Source organism: Herbiconiux flava, from assembly GCF_013409865.1.
In the GTDB taxonomy this organism is placed as follows: domain Bacteria; phylum Actinomycetota; class Actinomycetes; order Actinomycetales; family Microbacteriaceae; genus Herbiconiux; species Herbiconiux flava.
On sequence record NZ_JACCBM010000001.1, the window covers coordinates 1,269,412 to 1,285,669 of the forward strand.

Consider the following 16,258-nt stretch of genomic DNA (forward strand, 5'->3'; position numbering starts at 1 on the left):
GCGCCGTGCACCCCTTCGGCCCCCGTTTGTAGGCCCGTCACCGGCCGTTTCGCGCTCTCCTGCACTCCTCCTACCGTGGGATCAGCCACGACGACGAGGATGACGATGACGAACACGATCGAGAACACGCAGGGCTCCGAGCAGAAGCCCGACACCGACGCCGCCCGCATCGACAGCGAGCTCGACGCCTCGGCCCGGCTGCCCAGGCGCTCCACGGGCAGCGGTGTGGTCGTCGCCCGCACCGACGTCGAGTGGCTCGGCCGCTACCTGCTCGGCAGCTGGGCCGAGGTGCGTCTCGCCGCCCGCGAGCTGACCGCGCGCCCCGAGATGCAGCGCATCGAGGGCCAGAGCGTCGCCGAGCACCGCGAGCGCGTCTTCGGCCAGCTGAAGCTGCTGGTGGAGGACGGCCAGGTGCACCGCGCCTTCCCGAAGTCGGTCGGCGGCGAGGACGACCACGGCGGCAACATCGCCGGCTTCGAGGAGCTCGTCACGGCCGACCCGAGCCTGCAGATCAAGTCGGGCGTGCAGTGGGGCCTGTTCGGCGCCGCCGTGCTGCACCTCGGCACCGAGTACCACCACCGCACCTTCCTGCCCGGCATCATGAGCCTCGAGGTGCCCGGTGCCTTCGCCATGACCGAGACGGGGCACGGCTCCGACGTCGCCGCCATCGGCACCACCGCCACCTTCGACGAGGCCACAGGCGAGTTCGTGATCGACACGCCCTTCCGCGGGGCCTGGAAGGACTACCTCGGCAACGCCGCGAAGCACGGCATCGCCGCGGTGCTGTTCGCGCAGCTCATCACGAAGAACGTCAACCACGGTGTGCACGCCTTCTACGTGCCGCTCCGCGACGCGGCCACCGGCGAGTTCCTGCCCGGCATCGGCGGCGAGGACGACGGCCTGAAGGGCGGCCTGAACGGCATCGACAACGGTCGGCTGCACTTCGACGGCGTGCGCATCCCGCGCGCCAACCTGCTGAACCGCTACGGCGACGTCAGCGCCGAGGGCGAGTACTCCAGCAGCATCGCGAGCCCCGGCCGCCGCTTCTTCACCATGCTCGGCACCCTCGTGCAGGGCCGCGTCTCGCTGGACGGCGCCTCGGTGGCCGCCGCGAAGATCGCGCTCACGATCGCCGTCACCTACGGCAACGAGCGCCGCCAGTTCACCGCCGGCAGCGACACCGACGAGGAGGTGCTGCTCGACTACCAGCTGCACCAGAAGCGCCTGATGCCCAAGCTCGCCACCACCTACGCAGCGAGCTTCGCCCACGAGAAGCTGCTCACCAAGTTCGACGAGGTCTTCTCGGGCGTCGCCGACACCGACGAGGGCCGTCAGGACCTCGAGACCCTCGCCGCGGCGCTCAAGCCGCTCAGCACCTGGCACGCGCTCGACACCCTGCAGGAGGCGCGCGAGGCCTGCGGCGGCGCCGGCTTCCTCGCCGAGAACCGTCTCGTCGGGCTCCGTGCCGACCTCGACGTCTACGCCACCTTCGAGGGCGACAACCACGTGCTGCTGCAGCTGGTCGCCAAGCGCCTGCTGAGCGATTACGGCCGCCGCTTCGCCAAGGCCGACTTCGGGGTGCTCGCCCGCTACGTGGTGGAGCAGGCCGCCGGCCGCACGGTCAACGGCTCCGGTCTCCGATCGTTCGCGCAGACCGTCGCCGACTTCGGTTCCACCGCCCGCTCGGTGGGGCAGCTGCGGGAGTCGGCGGCCCAGCGCCAGCTGCTCACCGACCGCGTCGAGACGATGGTGGGCGAGGTCGCCGGCAAGCTCCGGCCCGCCGCCAAGCTGTCGAAGAAGGATGCGGCCGACCTGTTCAACCTGCACCAGTCCGAGATCATCGAAGCGGCCAGGGCACACGCCGAGCTGCTGCAGTGGGAGGCGTTCACCGAGGCGATCGAGGGGGCGGACGGCACGAGCCCCGAGGGCATGGACGACGGCACCCGCGTCGTGCTCACCTGGCTGCGCGACCTGTTCGGCCTGGGCCTCGTCGAGAAGCACCTCGCCTGGTACCTGATGAACGGCCGGCTCTCGCCGAGCCGCGCCCGCGCCGTCGGCCTCTACACCGAGCGGCTCTCGGCCCGGCTGCGCCCGCACGCGCAGGACCTGGTGAGCGCCTTCGGCTACGGCCCCGAGCACATCCGCGCCTCGATCGCGAGCGGGGCGGAGAAGGCCAGGCAGAGCGAGGCCCGCGAGTACTACAAGGCCGCACGGGCCGCCGGCACCCTCCCGGTGGAGGAGAAGAAGCAGGCGAAGGCGAAGTAGCTCGTACCCCGGTACCAGCCGCACGGCACCGGGGTCCGATGAGGGGCGGCACGGGCATCCGTAGCGTGGAGAACGGCGCAGAGAGCGCCCGAACCACGAGCACAGGAGCGCGAGAGCCCATGATCGAAGCCACCTCGTTGACCAAGCGCTACGGCCCCCGCACGGCCGTCGACGCCATCGACTTCACCGTGCGACCCGGGCAGGTGACGGGCTTCCTCGGCCCGAACGGCGCCGGCAAGTCCACCACCATGCGCATGATCGTCGGTCTCGACCGGCCGACCTCGGGACGGGTCACGGTGAACGGCCGCCCCTACGCCGAGCACCGCGCCCCGCTGCGGGAGGTCGGTGCGCTGCTCGACGCGAAGGCGGTGCACACCGGCCGCTCGGCCCGCAACCACCTGCGCGCCATCGCGGCCACCCACGGCATCCCGGTGCGCCGGGTCGACGAGGTGATCGGCCTCACCGGCCTCGAGAGCGTCGCCCGCAAGCGCGTCGGCGGCTTCTCGCTCGGCATGGGCCAGCGGCTCGGCATCGCGGCGGCCCTGCTCGGCGACCCGGCCACGCTCATCCTCGACGAGCCTGTGAACGGCCTCGACCCCGAGGGCGTGCTCTGGGTGCGCGGCTTCGCCCGGCAGCTCGCGGCCGAGGGCCGCACGGTGCTGCTGTCGAGCCACCTGATGAGCGAGATGGCCCTGACCGCCGACCACATCATCGTGCTCGGCAAGGGGCATGTCGTGGCGAATGCCCCGGTGTCCGAGATCCTCGGCTCCACCGGCGGCTTCGTGCGTGTGCGGAGCCCTCGCGTCGACGAGATCGCCCGCCGGCTCGGCCAGCCCGACGTCACGGTCACGAGCGTCGACGCCACCACCATCGAGGTGCGCGGTGCGCAGGCCGAGGTGATCGGCGACGTCGCGGCGGCCCTCGGGGTTCCGCTGCACGAACTCTCCCTGGTGCAGGGCTCGCTCGAGGACGCCTACCTCTCGCTCACCCGCGACGAGGTCGAGTACCGCACGGGCGGCGTGACCGGTGAGCCGGCCGGTGCCGCTTCCGGTGCAACCGCCGCTCCCGTCACCGAGGAGGTGGCCCGATGAGCGCCGCGACGACCGCTCCCGCCGCTGCACGGGTGACGCTCCAGCCGGTTCCGGATGCGCGGCTGCGCTTCACCGGACTCCTCCGCAGCGAGTGGATCAAGCTGACCACCCTGCGCTCCACCGTCTGGGCCTACGCCATCCTGATCGCCCTGCAGATCGGCATGGGCGTGCTGCTCGTGCTCACCCAGACCGGTGAGATGTCGGCGGCGGCCGGATCCGACGCCGCTGCCGCAGCTCAGGCGGCGGTGCAGGTGTCGACCCTCGGCATCCTCTTCAACCAGCTCGTGATCTCGGTGCTCGGCGTGCTCGTCATCACCGGGGAGTACGGCACCGGGCAGATCCGTTCGAGCCTGACCGCCGTGCCCAAGCGCCTTCCGGTGCTCTGGGCGAAGGCCCTGGTGTTCAGCGTCACGAGCTTCGTCGTCGGACTGGTCGCCGTGTTCGCCAGCTACGCCGTCACCTGGCCGATGCTGCAGGCGAACGGCGTCGAGAGCGACCTCGGCGACGTCGAGGTCTGGGGTCACCTCGTCGGCGCCGCCGGCTACCTCGCCCTGATCGGGCTGGTCGCCTTCTTCCTCGGTGCGCTGCTGCGGCACACCGCGGGCGGGATCGCCGCGGCCGTCGGGCTGCTGCTCGTTGTGCCCTCGGTGATCTCGTTCATCTCGGCCGACTGGGCATCCGTCCTCGCCGACTGGCTGCCGGGCTCGGTGGGCCAGACGCTGTTCTTCGGCGGCGGGGTCTTCGAGCCCTGGCAGGCGGTGCTGGTTATGCTCGGGTGGATCGCCCTGTTCGCAGTGCCCGCGGCGGTCCTGATGCGCCGGAGGGATGCCTGACAGTGGTGACGACGGGGCCCTCGGGCCCGGGCATCCGGTCCTCGGCGCCGGCGGTACCCCCGCCCGGCGCCGAGGACCTGCGGCTGCCCAAGCCGCCGGGCTTCATCCGCTCCTTCTTCAACCGGCACCCGTGGCTGCTCGACGGTCTGATCGCCGGAACCTACGCCGTGCCGATGGGCGTCTGGGCCCTCGCATCGGCCGTGGCCGTGCTGGTCGGCTCGCCGTTCGGCGACGACCCGGTGACGAGCAGCCCGCTCTTCCCGGCGCTGCTGCTCTACGGGGCGGCGGCCGTGGCGGTGGCGCTGCTGTTCCGGCGGCACGTCCCGGTGATCACGGCGGCGATCTGCATCGGCGCGATGCTGCTGCCCTCGCCCGACGGGCCGCAGCTCGACGTGTCGCCCGTGATGTTCGCGCTGTACGCCCTGGCCGTCTACCGGACGACCCGCTCGGCCTGGATCGGCACCGGCGTCGCCGCCGGCGTCGGGGTGCTCGCGACGGCGCTGCAGACCGGCGACCCGGTCTCGACGGTGGCCTTCGGCATCCTGATCGCATTCCTCTGCGTGATCTCGACCCTCGTGGGCATCACCTTCGGCAACCGGCGCCGGTACATCGACGCCCTGCTCGAGCGGGCCGCTCAGCTGGCCCGCGAGCGCGACCAGCGGGCCCAGCTCGCGGTGGCTTCGGAGCGGGCCCGCATCGCCCGGGAGATGCACGACATCGTGGCGCACAGCCTGACGGTGATCGTCGCCCTGAGCGACGGCGCCGAGGCGAGTCTCGCCCGCTCGGGCACCGCCCCGGCGTCGGCGCAGGAGGCCGTGCGCCAGACCGGCGTCACGGCCCGGAGGGCGCTCACCGACATGCGCCGCTCGCTCGGCGTGCTCGCCGACGACGAGAGCGGCCCGGGGATCGCCGGATCGTCGCCCGCCGCCCTCGCCCCGCAGCCCGGCGTCGCCGACCTGCCGGAGCTCATCGCCACCTTCCGCGCGGCCGGTCTCCCGGTGCGCTTCACGAGCATCGGCGAGCCGCCCGCCGACTCGGTGCTGCAGCTCACCGTCTATCGGGTGGTGCAGGAGGCCCTGACCAACGCGCTCCGCTACGCGATGGACGTCGACCGGGTCGACGTCGAGCTTCGCTACGACGTGACCGGCATCTCGATCACGGTGCTCGACGACGGCATCGACCCGGCGCGCGGGGCCGCCTCCGAAGGCTCGGGCCGCGGCCTGATCGGGGTGCGCGAACGCGTGCAGGTGCACGGCGGCACGGTCAGCGCCGGGCCGCTCGGCACCCGCGGCTGGCGCGTGGCGGCGCGGCTCGGCGATCCGGTGCCCGCGCCGCTACCTGTGCCAGCGCCGCAGCCCGTTCCCGTGCCGGATCCCGCGACCGCACCCACACCGCTCCCTCAGGAAGGCACCCCATGACCGACGCCCCCGCCCGCATCCGGGTGCTCCTCGTCGACGACCAGCAGCTCATCCGCCTCGGCATGCGCATGGTGATCGAGTCGTACGACGACCTCGAGGTCGTGGGCGAGGCCGGCGACGGCCGTGAGGCCATCGCCGCCACCGCCCGGCTCACCCCCGACGTCGTGCTGATGGACGTGCGGATGCCCGGCCTCGACGGCATCGAGGCCACCCGCGCGATCGTGGCGGCGAACCCCACCAGCCGCATCATCATCCTCACCACCTTCGACCTCGACGAGTACGCCTTCGCCGGGCTCTCCGCGGGCGCCAGCGGCTTCCTGCTGAAGGACGCCCAGCCGGCCGAGCTCGTCGCCGCCATCCGCGCCGTCTCGTCAGGAGACGCCGCCGTCTCGCCCCGGGTCACCCGCAAGCTGCTCGAACTGTTCGGCCCCCAGCTGCCGGCGGGTGGGGCGGATGCCCGCCCCGCCGCCCCCGCCCCGGGCAGCCCGGGCGCCGCTCCCGCGCTCCTCGCGACCCTCACCGAACGTGAGCACGAGGTGCTCGTCGCCATGGCGGAGGGCCTGACGAACTCGGAGATCGCGGCGCGCTTCTTCCTGTCGGAGTCGACGGTGAAGACCCACGTGGGGCGGGTGCTGATGAAGCTCGAGCTGCGCGACCGGGTGCAGGCCGTCATCTTCGCCTACGGGGCCGGGCTGGTCTGAGATGGGGCGGCCGCGCATCCGCTTCGGTTGTCGGCCGCTTCCCATGGGGCGGTCGACTCGCCCCGCTACGATCGGCCACGTGGTCCCTGCACTCCGTCTCCGCGCCTCGGCGGTCGCCCTCGTCGTGGTCACGGTGCTCGGGCTCAGCGCCTGCGCGACGGGCTCCGACGACGACGGCCCGGCAGCCGCTTCCGGCACCGGCACCGGTACGCCCAGCGCCACCGCGAGCCCGACGCCGAGCGCCACGGCCGAGGTGGACGCGGCGGCGCCGCCGAGCATCCGCCCGCTGCCCGCCGACCCGGTGTTCGACTACCAGCTCGGCGGCGCCTACGCGCCCTCGGTGGGCGTGAACGTCGTCGCCCGGGACAGCACGGCCGCCCCCGAGGCCGGGGTCTACAGCATCTGCTACGTCAACGGCTTCCAGAGCCAGCCGGGCGAGAACTGGCCCGAGGTGCTCGTGCTGCGCGACGACGAGGGCGAGCCGGTCGCCGACCCGGGCTGGCCCGACGAGACCATCTTCGACATCTCCACGCCCGACAACCGGGCGGCGCTCGCCGACCGGATCGCGGTGACGATCGCCGGCTGCGCGGGCAGCGGCTTCGACGCGGTCGAGTTCGACAACCTCGACTCGTACACGCGCTCCGACGGCGCCTTCGGGCTGGAGCAGGCGGTGCAGTTCGCCACGATGCTGGTCGGCATCGCGCACGCCAACGGCCTCGCCGCCGGCCAGAAGAACACGCCCGAGCTCGGCGCCCGCGGGCACACGCAGATCGGCTTCGACTTCGCCGTGGCCGAGGAGTGCCAGCGCTTCGCCGAGTGCGAGAGCTACACCGAGGTGTACGGCGACCAGGTGCTCGACATCGAGTACGCCGGTCACCTCAGCGGCAGCTGGGCCGAGGTCTGCGCCGATCCCTCCCGGCCCGCCGGCATCGTGCTGCGCGACCGGCCGCTCGCTCCGGCGGGGACGAAGGGTCACGTGTACGACCGCTGCTGACGCCGGGTCTTCACCGTCCGTTCACCTGCAGGTCGGCGCGCACCACCGCGAGGCGTTCGCGACGGCATGCAGGATGAGGCGCAGGCGGTGGGGCGTGCGGTTCCCGCGGAACGGGGCGGGCGTGAGAACGAGAAGCGGTGGGCGGGTATCCGGAACCGGCGGGGACTCGTCGCTCGTCGACACCATGCTGCTGTTCGACTGGAACGGCACCATCGTGATCGATTCCGACCACGCGCACGCGGCGCTGACGACCGTGCTCGCGCGGCGGGGTCTGCGCACTCTCGGCGAGGCGGAGTTCGCGCTGCGGTTCCGGCTGCCGCTCGGCGAGCTGCTGGAGCGGCTCGGGGTCGACCCGGCCGATCTCGCCGCGGCCGAGGAGGAGTGGACGACGGCGCTCGCCGAGTCGCGCACGCAGCTGCGGGGCGGGGCGGCCGAGTGCCTGCGAGCTCTCGCCGAGGCGGGGGCGTGGCTCGGCGTGGTGTCGGTGGCGTCGCCCTCGGCGGTGCGCTTCGACCAGCGGGCGCTGCAGGTGCCGCCGGTGTGGAACTCGGTCGACGCCGGCGTCGGCGACACCCTCGAGCTGCTGCTGCGGCACCGCGCGGTGCGCGAGCGGGCCTTCTTCGTCGGCGACGACCCCGACGACCTGCGCTGCGCCTCGGTGGCGGGCTACCTGCCGGTGGGGGTGACGGATGCTCCCGCCGACGCCCGGGCCCTGCGCGCCGCCGGAGCGCTGCACGTCATCGGCGACCTCGAGGAGCTGCCGGCGATCGTGGCGGGGACGCGATCACCCGAGCGGGTCCCGGCCGGGACCGTCGGGCGGCCGGCGCCGCAGGGTCAGCTGCTGAACGAGCCGTAGTCGAGCGAGTTCATCATGCCGATCGTGATGCTGAAGATCCAGACGGTCACGGCGATACCGATGATCAGGCTGAGGGCCAGCAGGCCGATCGACACCCACATCGGGGCGATGCCCCGGCCGGAGCGGCGACGCACGACGATCGAGCGGCCGATCGGGTAGACCGGCGCCGGGATGAACGCGAAGGCCCAGTGGAAGGGACGGTCGAACCCGCGGGCCAGAAGCCATTTGCGGTCGAAGAACGCGAGCACGACGCCGGCGCCGTAGATCAGCCAGCCGAACAGCGTCGCCGCCGACTGCGCCAGGAGCGCGCCGCCCGAGAGGCCGCCGGACATTCCGTAGCCGGTGCCGCCGCTCTGCATCTCGTAGCGCATCATGTCCTCGAAGCCGGTGAACGACAGGGGCAGCAGCAGGAGGCTGAGTGCGGGCAGCAGCGTGATGATCCAGATGAAGGGGCCGTAGACCGGCGTGCCGGGGTCGACGCGGCGCGGCTCGGTGCCCGCGTGCGAGCCGTAGGCGGGCGCGGCGGGGTAGGCGTACTGCCCGGCCGCCGGCTGCGGCGGGGCCGCCTGCTGCGCGGGCTGCACGTGGTCGCTCCAGCGCGAGCCGTCCCACCAGCGCAGGCCTCCCGACCCCGCCGGGTCGTCGTACCAGCCTGCTGCCGTGCCGCCCTGTCCATCCGTCTGGCTCACTGCGCCCCCTTCGTCACCCACAGCATAGAGGCCCCGCCAGAATGGACGGGTGCATCCCGGCTACCTGAACCACGCCAGCTACGGACCCCCGACACCGGAGGTCGAGGCGACGGTGCACGAGCTCCTCGCCGCCGCGATGCGGGGCGAACCCGCGGCGTCCCTCCACGCGGTCGGCGAGCGGGCGCGCGTCGCCGCGGCACGCCTCACAGGCTTCGACCCTGAGGGCGTCGCGCTCACCACGAGCACCTCGCAGGGCCTCATGACGGCGGCCGCGGGGCTCAGGGGCGAGGTGCTGCTGAGCCTCGACGAGTTCCCCGCGAACCTGTACCCCTGGCTCCGCGCCGAGCAGGCGGGGCGGATGCGCGTGCGGCCCATCCCGGGATCGGGCACCGGCACGCCCATCCCGGTCACCGCCGACCGCGTCGCCGCCGCCCTCACCCCGTCCACCCGGGTGCTGGCGGTGAGCGCCGTCGACTTCCGCACGGGCTACCGCGCCGATCTGCGGGCGCTCCGCGAGGCGATCGGCCCCGACCGGCTGCTCGTCGTCGACGGCATCCAGAACCTCGGCGCCGCCGCCAACGACTGGACGGCCGCCGACGTGCTGGCCGTCGGCGGCCAGAAGTGGCTGCGGGCCGGCTGGGGCACGGGCTTCCTCGCACTCTCGCCGCGTGGCCTCGAGGCAGTCGGCCCGGCGCTCGGCGGGTGGACCGGGGTCGAGGACCCTGCGGCCTACGACGGGCGCGAGCATCCGCTGCTGCCCGGCGCGGAGCGCTACTCGGTCACCAGCCTCTCGCCGTTCGCCACCGGCGCCTTCGCCACGGCGCTCGAGCTGTTCGAGGCGGCCGGCCCCGAGCGGGTGGCCGAGGGGGTACGGGCGGCGACGGAGAGCGTGATCGCGGGCATCGACGCCGCCGGCCTGACGCTGCTCTCGCCGCGGGCGCCCGAGGAGCGCGCGGGCATCGTGGTCGCCGGGCTGCCCGAGGAGCAGGCGGCCGGGCTGCACGCCCGGCTCGCGGACGCCGGGGTGACGACGACGCTGCACCCGGGCGGGCGCATCCGCTTCTCACCGCAGGCGGGCGCGGATGCCGAGACGCTCGACCGGCTGCCGGCACTGCTGCGCAGCTGATGCGGGTTGTGGGGGCGGTATTCTCGAAGGGGTTGGCGACGAGACGGGCAGTGGGCGGCAGGGCATGACGAGCAGCACCGAGATCACCCCCGCGCTCGACGACTCCGTGCGGGTCGCGGGCGGGGTCGTGCGCATCCTCGACCGGCGGGTGTTCCCCGAGACGGTGAGCTGGGTCGAGGCCGGTGACGCCGAGCAGGTGGCCGAGGCCATCCGCGCCATGGTCACGCAGAGCTCCGGCCCGCTGTTCGCGGCCTACGCCGGGCTCGAGCTGACGGCACTGCAGGTCGCGGGGCTGCCTCCTCAGGCGGCGCGCGAGCGGATGCGCGTGGCGGGGCTCGCGCTCGAGAGCGCCCGTCCGACCAACGGTCACCCCCGCGAGGCCGTGCACCGGGTGCTGGGCGACGTCGACGCGGCGCTGGCGGCGGCCCGCGCATCCGGAGCCGACGACGCCCGCGCCACCGCCGCCCTCGTCGAGGCCGCGGTCGAGAGCGCGCGGAGCGGGGCGCAGAGCTACCGCGACCGCAGCCGGCGGCTCGGCGTCGAGACGGCGGCGCTGCTGCCCGACGGGGCGCGCATCCTGACCCACTGCTGGATGGACACCTACCTGATCGAGTTCGTGCGAGCCTCCCGCGAGGCCGGCAAGCGCTTCGACTGGGTCGCAACCGAGACCCGCCCTTACCTGCAGGGCGCCCGGCTGACCGCGCACACCCTCGCGGAGTTCGGCGAGCACGTCACGCTGATCACCGACGGCATGGGCGCCGCCGCGCTGGCCCCGGGCTCGACCCTCGGGCCGATCGACGCGCTCGTCACCGCTGCCGACCGGGTCTCGCTCGACGGCAGCGTCGTGAACAAGGTGGGCACGCTCGGGCTCGCGGTCGCGGCGTCGGCGTTCGGGGTGCCGTTCTACGCGCTGGTGCAGGCTCCGGATGCCGAGGCGCCCACGGCCGCCGACATCGTGGTCGAGGAACGCGACCCCGCGGAGGTGCTGCACACCCTCGGGCGGCGCACGGCCTCGACGCTCGTGACCGACGCCTGGTATCCGGCGTTCGACGTGACGCCGGCGCGGTTCGTCAGCCGGATCGTGACCGACCGGGGGGCGTTCGAGCCCTCGCGGGTGGGGGAGTACTACGCGGGGGCGGCTCGGTGAGCGCCGCCTACGAGCTGCTCGTCGGGCGTGACGACGTGGTGGCGTACCTCGACGGGGCCGGGCTGCTCGGGCGGATCGCCGCCTCGGCCTCGGACGTGCGGGTCGACGAGGTCACCGCCGGCAACATGAACCGCGTGTTCATCGCCCGCGGCCCGCTCGGCAGCCTCGCCGTCAAGCAGGCGCCGCCGTGGGTGCAGGTCGTCGGGCCAGACTGGCCGGTCGACCCTGGCCGGATCGCCTCCGAGGCGCGCACCTACGAGCGGCTCGCCGAGCGGGTTCCCGAGTCGATCCCCCTGATCGTCGCCTTCGACCCCGAGCGCTACGTGCTCGTGATGGAGGACCTCAGCGCCCTCGACGTGCTGCGCGACGCCCTCGTGCGCCAGGTCGTCTCGGGCGCCGATGCGGTCGACGTCGACTACGCCGGCCTCGGCGAGGTGGTCGGCCGCTTCGTCGCCGAGCTCGCCGCCTCGACGACGGTCACGGCGCTCGGCCCGGCCGCCCACGCCGAGCTGGTCGAGACGGCCGCGAACCCCGAGCTCTGCCGCATGACGCTCGACGTCGTGCTCGACGAGCCCTACCGGCGGCACGAGCACAACCACTGGCACCCGGCTCTCGAGGAGCGGGTCGCCGCGCTCTACGACGACGAGCGGATGCGCGCGGCCGTCGCGAGCATCCGGCACGACTTCGAGACGCGGCACGAGGCGCTGATCCACGGCGACCTGCACACCGGGTCGGTGATGATCGGGCGGCCTTCCGGCGCTCAGCGGGTCGTGGTGTTCGACCCCGAGTTCAGCTTCGTGGGGCCGATCGGCATGGACCTCGGCCTGTTCTGGGCGAACCTCGAGCTCGCCGCGATCGCCGCCGATGCCGTGGGGCAGCCGGCGCTCGCCGCCGCCCGGCGCTCGGCGATCGACGCGAGCTGGGACGCGTTCGCCGAGGTGTGGGACGCGGCCGGTGCCTCGGCGCCGTCGCTCGCCGCGATCTCACGCGACGCCTGGCGCTTCGCCGGGGTCGAGGGGATGCGCCGGGCCGTCGGCTTCTCGCACGCCGCCGACATCGAATCGCTGCCCGGGGCCGTGCTGGGGGAGGCGTCGATCCGCCTCTTCGACGCGGCCCGGCATCATGTGCTCACCGGCGAGGCCCTGCCCGCATCCTGAACCGGGTGGGCGCGCGCCGCCCGCCGACCCCACCGCTCTGCCCGACCACCCCCGACGCGAAGGAACGACCGTGACCATCGAGAACCCGCCGGCTCCCACCCCCGACCCGCTGATGGTGACGGCACGCTGCCTCGTCGTCGACCTGGAGGGCACGACGAGCGCCGCCGGGTTCATCCTCGGCGACCTCTACGACTACGCCCGGCCCCGGCTCGCGGCGTGGATCGACGAGCACGCCGACGATGCGGCGATCGCCGAGGCGCGGGAGCAGGTCATCCGTGACGCCTCGCTGCCGGCCGATGCCACGACCGACGCCGTGGTCGCCGTGCTGCACGAGTGGATGGAGCAGGACGTCAAGGCCACGCCCCTGAAGACCATCCAGGGCCAGATCTGGGCCGAGGGCTTCGCGCGGGACGAGATCTCGTCGCACTTCTTCGACGACGTCATCCCGAAGCTGCGCGATTGGCACGAGCACGGCGTCGCGCTCGCGGTGTTCTCGTCGGGCTCGGTGGCCTCGCAGGTGCCGTGGTTCCGGCACTCGCCGGACGGCGACCTGACGCCTCTGATCACCGACTACTTCGACACGATCAAGGCCGGCCCGAAGAAGGAGGCCGCCTCGTACGACGCGATCGCCTCGGCGCTCGGCATCCCGGCGGAGGAGCTCGTGTTCTTCACCGACAACCCCGGCGAGATCGCGGCGGCGCTCGAGGCCGGCTGGCAGGTCGTGGCGTTCTCGCGCGAGGGGGAGCCGTTCTTCGAGGCGGACTTCGGCACCGCATCCGTCGTCACCTCGTTCGCCGACGTGGAGGTCGTGGCCCCGTGAGCGGAGCCTCGACGCACGGCGTCTCGGCCGGTTCGCTGAGGGCCGCCGGCGCCGCACTCGCCGCCGAGTCGGCCCGCTTCGCCGGCCTCGGCTGGATGCCCGGCACCGCCGGCAACCTCTCCGTGACGCTCGACCGCGACCCCCTGCGGCTCGCCGTCACCGCCTCGGGCCTCGACAAGGGCGAGCTCACGGCCTCGGACATCGTCGTCGTCGACGAGCACGGCGACTGGGCCGCCGACTCCTCCGCTCTGACCTCGTCGCTCGGGCTCGCCCGGAAGCCCTCCGCCGAGGCGGGGCTGCACGCCCGGATCGCCGCGGTGACCGGGGCGGGCGCCGGCATCCACGTGCATGCGCTCGCGGCCGTGCGCGCCGGCCACCGCTGGCCGGAGGGCGTCGAGCTCGAGGACCTCGAGATGCTGAAGGGCATCGGTCACTCCGCCCACGGCGAGCGCGTGATCATCCCGGTCGTCCAGAACCACCAGGACATGGGCGTGCTCGGCGACGACTTCGAGCGCGTCTACCGCCGGCCCGCCGACGGTGTCGCCGAGGTGCCGGCCCTGATCGTCGCCTCGCACGGCATCTACGCCTGGGGCGCCGACCTCCGCCAGGCCCGTTGGCACCTCGAGCTCACCGAGGCCCTCCTGCAGATCGCCCTCGCGACCCGCTGACCCGGCCCGCTGACCCGGCCCTTTGATCGGTCAGGGGCCGCCGAGCCAGTGGTCGATGCGGTGGTGGTCGGGGGAGAAGCCGTGGGCGACGCCCCAGAGCACGGCCTGGGTGCGGCTGGCCGCGCCGATGCGGCGGTAGATCTCGCGGATGTACGACTTGATCGTGTTGACGCTGAGGTAGGTGAGCGCGGCGACCTCGGCGTTGCTCTTGCCCTGCGTGATCAGGGCGAGGATCTCGGACTCGCGCTCGGTGAAGCCCTCGTGCCGGCCGGGCCAGTCGAGGCCGGGGGCGCTGCCGACCCGCTTGCTCGGGGGTTCGCTGACGACGCGTTCGCCCGCGTGCACCGCCTCGAGGGCGGCGACCAGCTCGCGCGCGGGCAGAGTCTTCGAGAGGTAGCCGTGGGTGCCCTGGGTGCGCGCGCTCTCGACGAGCTCGGGCTGGAAGTTCCAGGTGTAGACGACGACGCGGCTCGCCCGCGGGTTCCTGACGAGGGCGGCGAGCTCCTGCCGATCCGACTCGGGCTGGGCGAAGGAGTCGTAGAGCACGATGTCGACCTGGTCGCTGAGCTCGGCGTTCGCGTCGATCTCGCAGATGACGATGCGGTCGCGGTAGCGGTCGAACATGTGCGCGAGGCCCGTGAGCACGACGTCGTAGTCGTCGACGAGGGCCACGCGGATGGGCTGCTTCGTCGTCTCGGTCACGTTCTGAACCTACCCCCGCTGCGGGTTCGGAAGACCACCCCTAGGGGTGTCCCGGCCCACCTCCCAGGGTGGTTCGCTGAACGGAGTCGCTCAGAACCGGGCGCACGAACGAAGGAAGACATCATGCTCGGACTCATCATCAGCCTCCTCGTCATCGGCATCATCGCCGGTGCGCTCGCCCGCCTGATCGTCCCGGGACGACAGAACATCTCCATCCCGATGACCATCCTGCTGGGTGTCATCGGCTCGTTCGTCGGGGGCTTCCTCGGCTTCCTGATCTTCCAGCACGACCCGATGGACGGCTTCTTCCAGCCCGCCGGCATCATCGGCTCGGTCATCGGCGCCATCATCGTGCTGCTGATCTGGACCCGCTTCGCCGGGCGCAGCACCGCGCGCCGCTGAGCGCACGACCTGCCCGGCCGACGGCCCTCCCCTCCGGGGGAGGGCCGTCGGCGTTTCCGGCCATCGTATGAGGCCGGCCGACGCGGGATCCCGGCCGCGTGGTCAGTCCAGCTGGCGGGCGAGCGCGGCCGCCTCGTGCCGGTGGCCGACGAGCTCGTAACCGACGACCACCACGAACGGCGACAGTGTGATCAGGATGAGGCTCGTGCCCATCGACGCCCCGGCCGCCGCCGCCAGCACCGACGCCACGAGCAGGGCCACGGTTCCCGCGATCAGGCCGAAGTGGAACGGGTCGATCGCCTGCACCAGGTAGTCGTACAGCGCGAAGATCGTCAGGCACAGCACGAGCACCGGGATCGCGACCGTGAGCACCGCCCCGACGGTGCCGAGCTCGGCCTCGCCCTCCAGCTCGTAGGCGGCGACATGGAGGCCCGCCCCCGTGGCGGTGATCGCGGCGAACAGCAGCAGGTGCCCGTAGCCCCAGCCGAAGCCGCGGTTGCGGTGCTTGGCCAGGATGCGCCCGGCGGGCATCAGGAAGTACGACCACCAGACGCCGAACGTCAGCCCGATGCCCGCGGTGACTAGCAGCACGGCCTCCACCGTCCAGCCCTGGTGCTCGATCACGGCCGAGACCGCCGTGACCGTGCCGAACACGCCCTCGCCCAGCGCGATGATCGTCAGCAGTCCGTAGCGCTCGGCGATGTGGTGGGCGTGCCAGGGAGTGCCGCCCTCGTGCACCCGGCGCTCGGCGAGCCACGGCCCGACGAGCTCGACGGCCCACAGCACGAGTGCGATCACGATCGTCAGCGCTAGGGCGGTGTGGGCGATGGCGAGCGCCACCCAGCCCACCTGCGCGACGGTCACCCAGAGGGCGTAGGTGAGCGCGGTGCGGCGGCGCGCCGGGTCCTGCCGGGCGACCCGCAGCCACTGCGCGATCATCGCGACCCGCATCACCACGTAGCCGGCCACCAGCACGCCGTTGTCGAGGTAGTGGCCCTCGTCGATCGAGTGGAACAGCGGCGGGATGCCCAGGGTGAGCACCACGACGCCGATCATCTGCACGAGGGTGGTGAGCCGGTAGAACCAGTCGTCGGTGTCGTAGGCCGAGGCGAACCAGGAGAAGTTGATCCAGGCCCACCCGGTGGCGAACATGACGAAGGCGAAGCCCATGATCGCCGACCCGATGTGCCCCTCGGCGAGGTAGTGCGCGAGCCCGCTGCTCGCCTGGCTGAACGCCACCACGAAGGCGAGGTCGAAGAGCAGCTCGAGCGGCGTGGCGGCGCGGTGCGCCTCGGCCGGGTCGCGGCCGGTCATCCGTCGGAGGTGGTGCGCGAGGGTCCCCGTCATGCTCACGAGGACATGGTGGCAGATGGCGGGGCCGTCGCACTA

At 73.0% G+C, this 16,258-nt stretch carries 16 protein-coding genes; 13 read left to right on the forward strand and 3 right to left on the reverse strand.

Going from position 1 to position 16,258, the window contains the following annotated elements; all coding sequences use genetic code 11:
• Nucleotides 1-105 precede the first annotated feature (105 nt).
• The 7 genes from BJ984_RS06055 to BJ984_RS06085 all read left to right on the forward strand — a co-directional run bounded on the left by BJ984_RS06055 (nt 106) and on the right by BJ984_RS06085 (nt 8,158).
• Complete coding sequence (locus BJ984_RS06055) at nt 106-2,265, forward strand: acyl-CoA dehydrogenase family protein (protein WP_179547260.1); 2,160 nt, start codon at nt 106-108, stop codon at nt 2,263-2,265.
• A gap of 119 nt (nt 2,266-2,384) precedes the next feature.
• The gene (locus BJ984_RS06060) at nt 2,385-3,356 is read left to right on the forward strand and encodes an ABC transporter ATP-binding protein (RefSeq protein ID WP_179547261.1); all 972 of its coding nucleotides are present in this window, start codon (nt 2,385-2,387) and stop codon (nt 3,354-3,356) included.
• Complete coding sequence (locus tag BJ984_RS06065) at nt 3,353-4,189, forward strand: ABC transporter permease (RefSeq protein WP_179547262.1); 837 nt, start codon at nt 3,353-3,355, stop codon at nt 4,187-4,189. The genes BJ984_RS06060 and BJ984_RS06065 overlap by 4 nt, the downstream gene beginning before the upstream one ends.
• Before the next feature lie 5 nt (nt 4,190-4,194).
• The gene (locus tag BJ984_RS06070) at nt 4,195-5,607 is read left to right on the forward strand and encodes a sensor histidine kinase (RefSeq protein ID WP_338074430.1); all 1,413 of its coding nucleotides are present in this window, start codon (nt 4,195-4,197) and stop codon (nt 5,605-5,607) included.
• Complete coding sequence (locus BJ984_RS06075; protein WP_179547263.1) at nt 5,604-6,308, forward strand: response regulator; 705 nt, start codon at nt 5,604-5,606, stop codon at nt 6,306-6,308. The genes BJ984_RS06070 and BJ984_RS06075 overlap by 4 nt, the downstream gene beginning before the upstream one ends.
• Nucleotides 6,309-6,387: 79 nt before the next feature.
• Nucleotides 6,388-7,302, forward strand: coding sequence for an endo alpha-1,4 polygalactosaminidase (locus BJ984_RS06080; RefSeq protein WP_271206426.1), 915 nt, complete (start codon nt 6,388-6,390; stop codon nt 7,300-7,302).
• Nucleotides 7,303-7,423: 121 nt separating this feature from the next.
• Nucleotides 7,424-8,158 carry an HAD family hydrolase gene (locus BJ984_RS06085; protein WP_179547265.1) on the forward strand — a complete coding sequence of 245 codons (735 nt, stop codon included), beginning with the start codon at nt 7,424-7,426 and terminating at the stop codon, nt 8,156-8,158.
• On the opposite strand, the gene BJ984_RS06090 is transcribed toward BJ984_RS06085, so the two are convergent.
• On the reverse strand, nt 8,137-8,847 hold the full coding sequence (locus BJ984_RS06090; RefSeq protein ID WP_179547266.1) for a DUF2510 domain-containing protein: 711 nt from the start codon (nt 8,845-8,847) through the stop codon (nt 8,137-8,139). The genes BJ984_RS06085 and BJ984_RS06090 overlap by 22 nt on opposite strands.
• 49 nt (nt 8,848-8,896) lie before the next feature.
• Here BJ984_RS06090 and BJ984_RS06095 point away from each other — a divergent pair, with 49 nt between their 5' ends.
• The 5 genes from BJ984_RS06095 (at nt 8,897) to mtnB (ending at nt 13,765) form a co-directional block, all read left to right on the forward strand.
• Entirely contained in the window at nt 8,897-9,973 is a 1,077-nt protein-coding gene (locus tag BJ984_RS06095; RefSeq protein ID WP_179547267.1) for an aminotransferase class V-fold PLP-dependent enzyme, read from the forward strand.
• Nucleotides 9,974-10,037: 64 nt separating this feature from the next.
• Nucleotides 10,038-11,120, forward strand: a complete 1,083-nt coding sequence (locus BJ984_RS06100; RefSeq protein WP_179547268.1) for a translation initiation factor eIF-2B alpha/beta/delta subunit family protein — start codon at nt 10,038-10,040, stop codon at nt 11,118-11,120.
• Entirely contained in the window at nt 11,117-12,277 is a 1,161-nt protein-coding gene (locus BJ984_RS06105; RefSeq protein ID WP_179547269.1) for a phosphotransferase, read from the forward strand. Before BJ984_RS06100 ends, BJ984_RS06105 begins: the two co-directional genes overlap by 4 nt.
• A 70-nt stretch (nt 12,278-12,347) precedes the next feature.
• Nucleotides 12,348-13,097, forward strand: coding sequence for an acireductone synthase (mtnC, locus tag BJ984_RS06110; protein WP_271206427.1), 750 nt, complete (start codon nt 12,348-12,350; stop codon nt 13,095-13,097).
• Nucleotides 13,094-13,765 (forward strand): methylthioribulose 1-phosphate dehydratase, encoded by a 672-nt coding sequence (gene mtnB, locus BJ984_RS06115; protein ID WP_271206428.1) that lies wholly within the window; start codon nt 13,094-13,096, stop codon nt 13,763-13,765. Before mtnC ends, mtnB begins: the two co-directional genes overlap by 4 nt.
• A 30-nt stretch (nt 13,766-13,795) precedes the next feature.
• On the opposite strand, the gene BJ984_RS06120 is transcribed toward mtnB, so the two are convergent.
• Nucleotides 13,796-14,389, reverse strand: coding sequence for a response regulator transcription factor (locus BJ984_RS06120; RefSeq protein ID WP_179549352.1), 594 nt, complete (start codon nt 14,387-14,389; stop codon nt 13,796-13,798).
• 201 nt (nt 14,390-14,590) lie between these two features.
• On the opposite strand from BJ984_RS06120, the gene BJ984_RS06125 reads away from it, so the two are divergent.
• On the forward strand, nt 14,591-14,869 hold the full coding sequence (locus BJ984_RS06125) for a GlsB/YeaQ/YmgE family stress response membrane protein (RefSeq protein ID WP_179547270.1): 279 nt from the start codon (nt 14,591-14,593) through the stop codon (nt 14,867-14,869).
• A gap of 102 nt (nt 14,870-14,971) precedes the next feature.
• On the opposite strand, the gene BJ984_RS06130 is transcribed toward BJ984_RS06125, so the two are convergent.
• Nucleotides 14,972-16,216: a low temperature requirement protein A gene (locus tag BJ984_RS06130; protein ID WP_179549353.1), complete on the reverse strand. Its 1,245-nt coding sequence runs from the start codon at nt 16,214-16,216 to the stop codon at nt 14,972-14,974.
• Nucleotides 16,217-16,258: the final 42 nt, after the last annotated feature.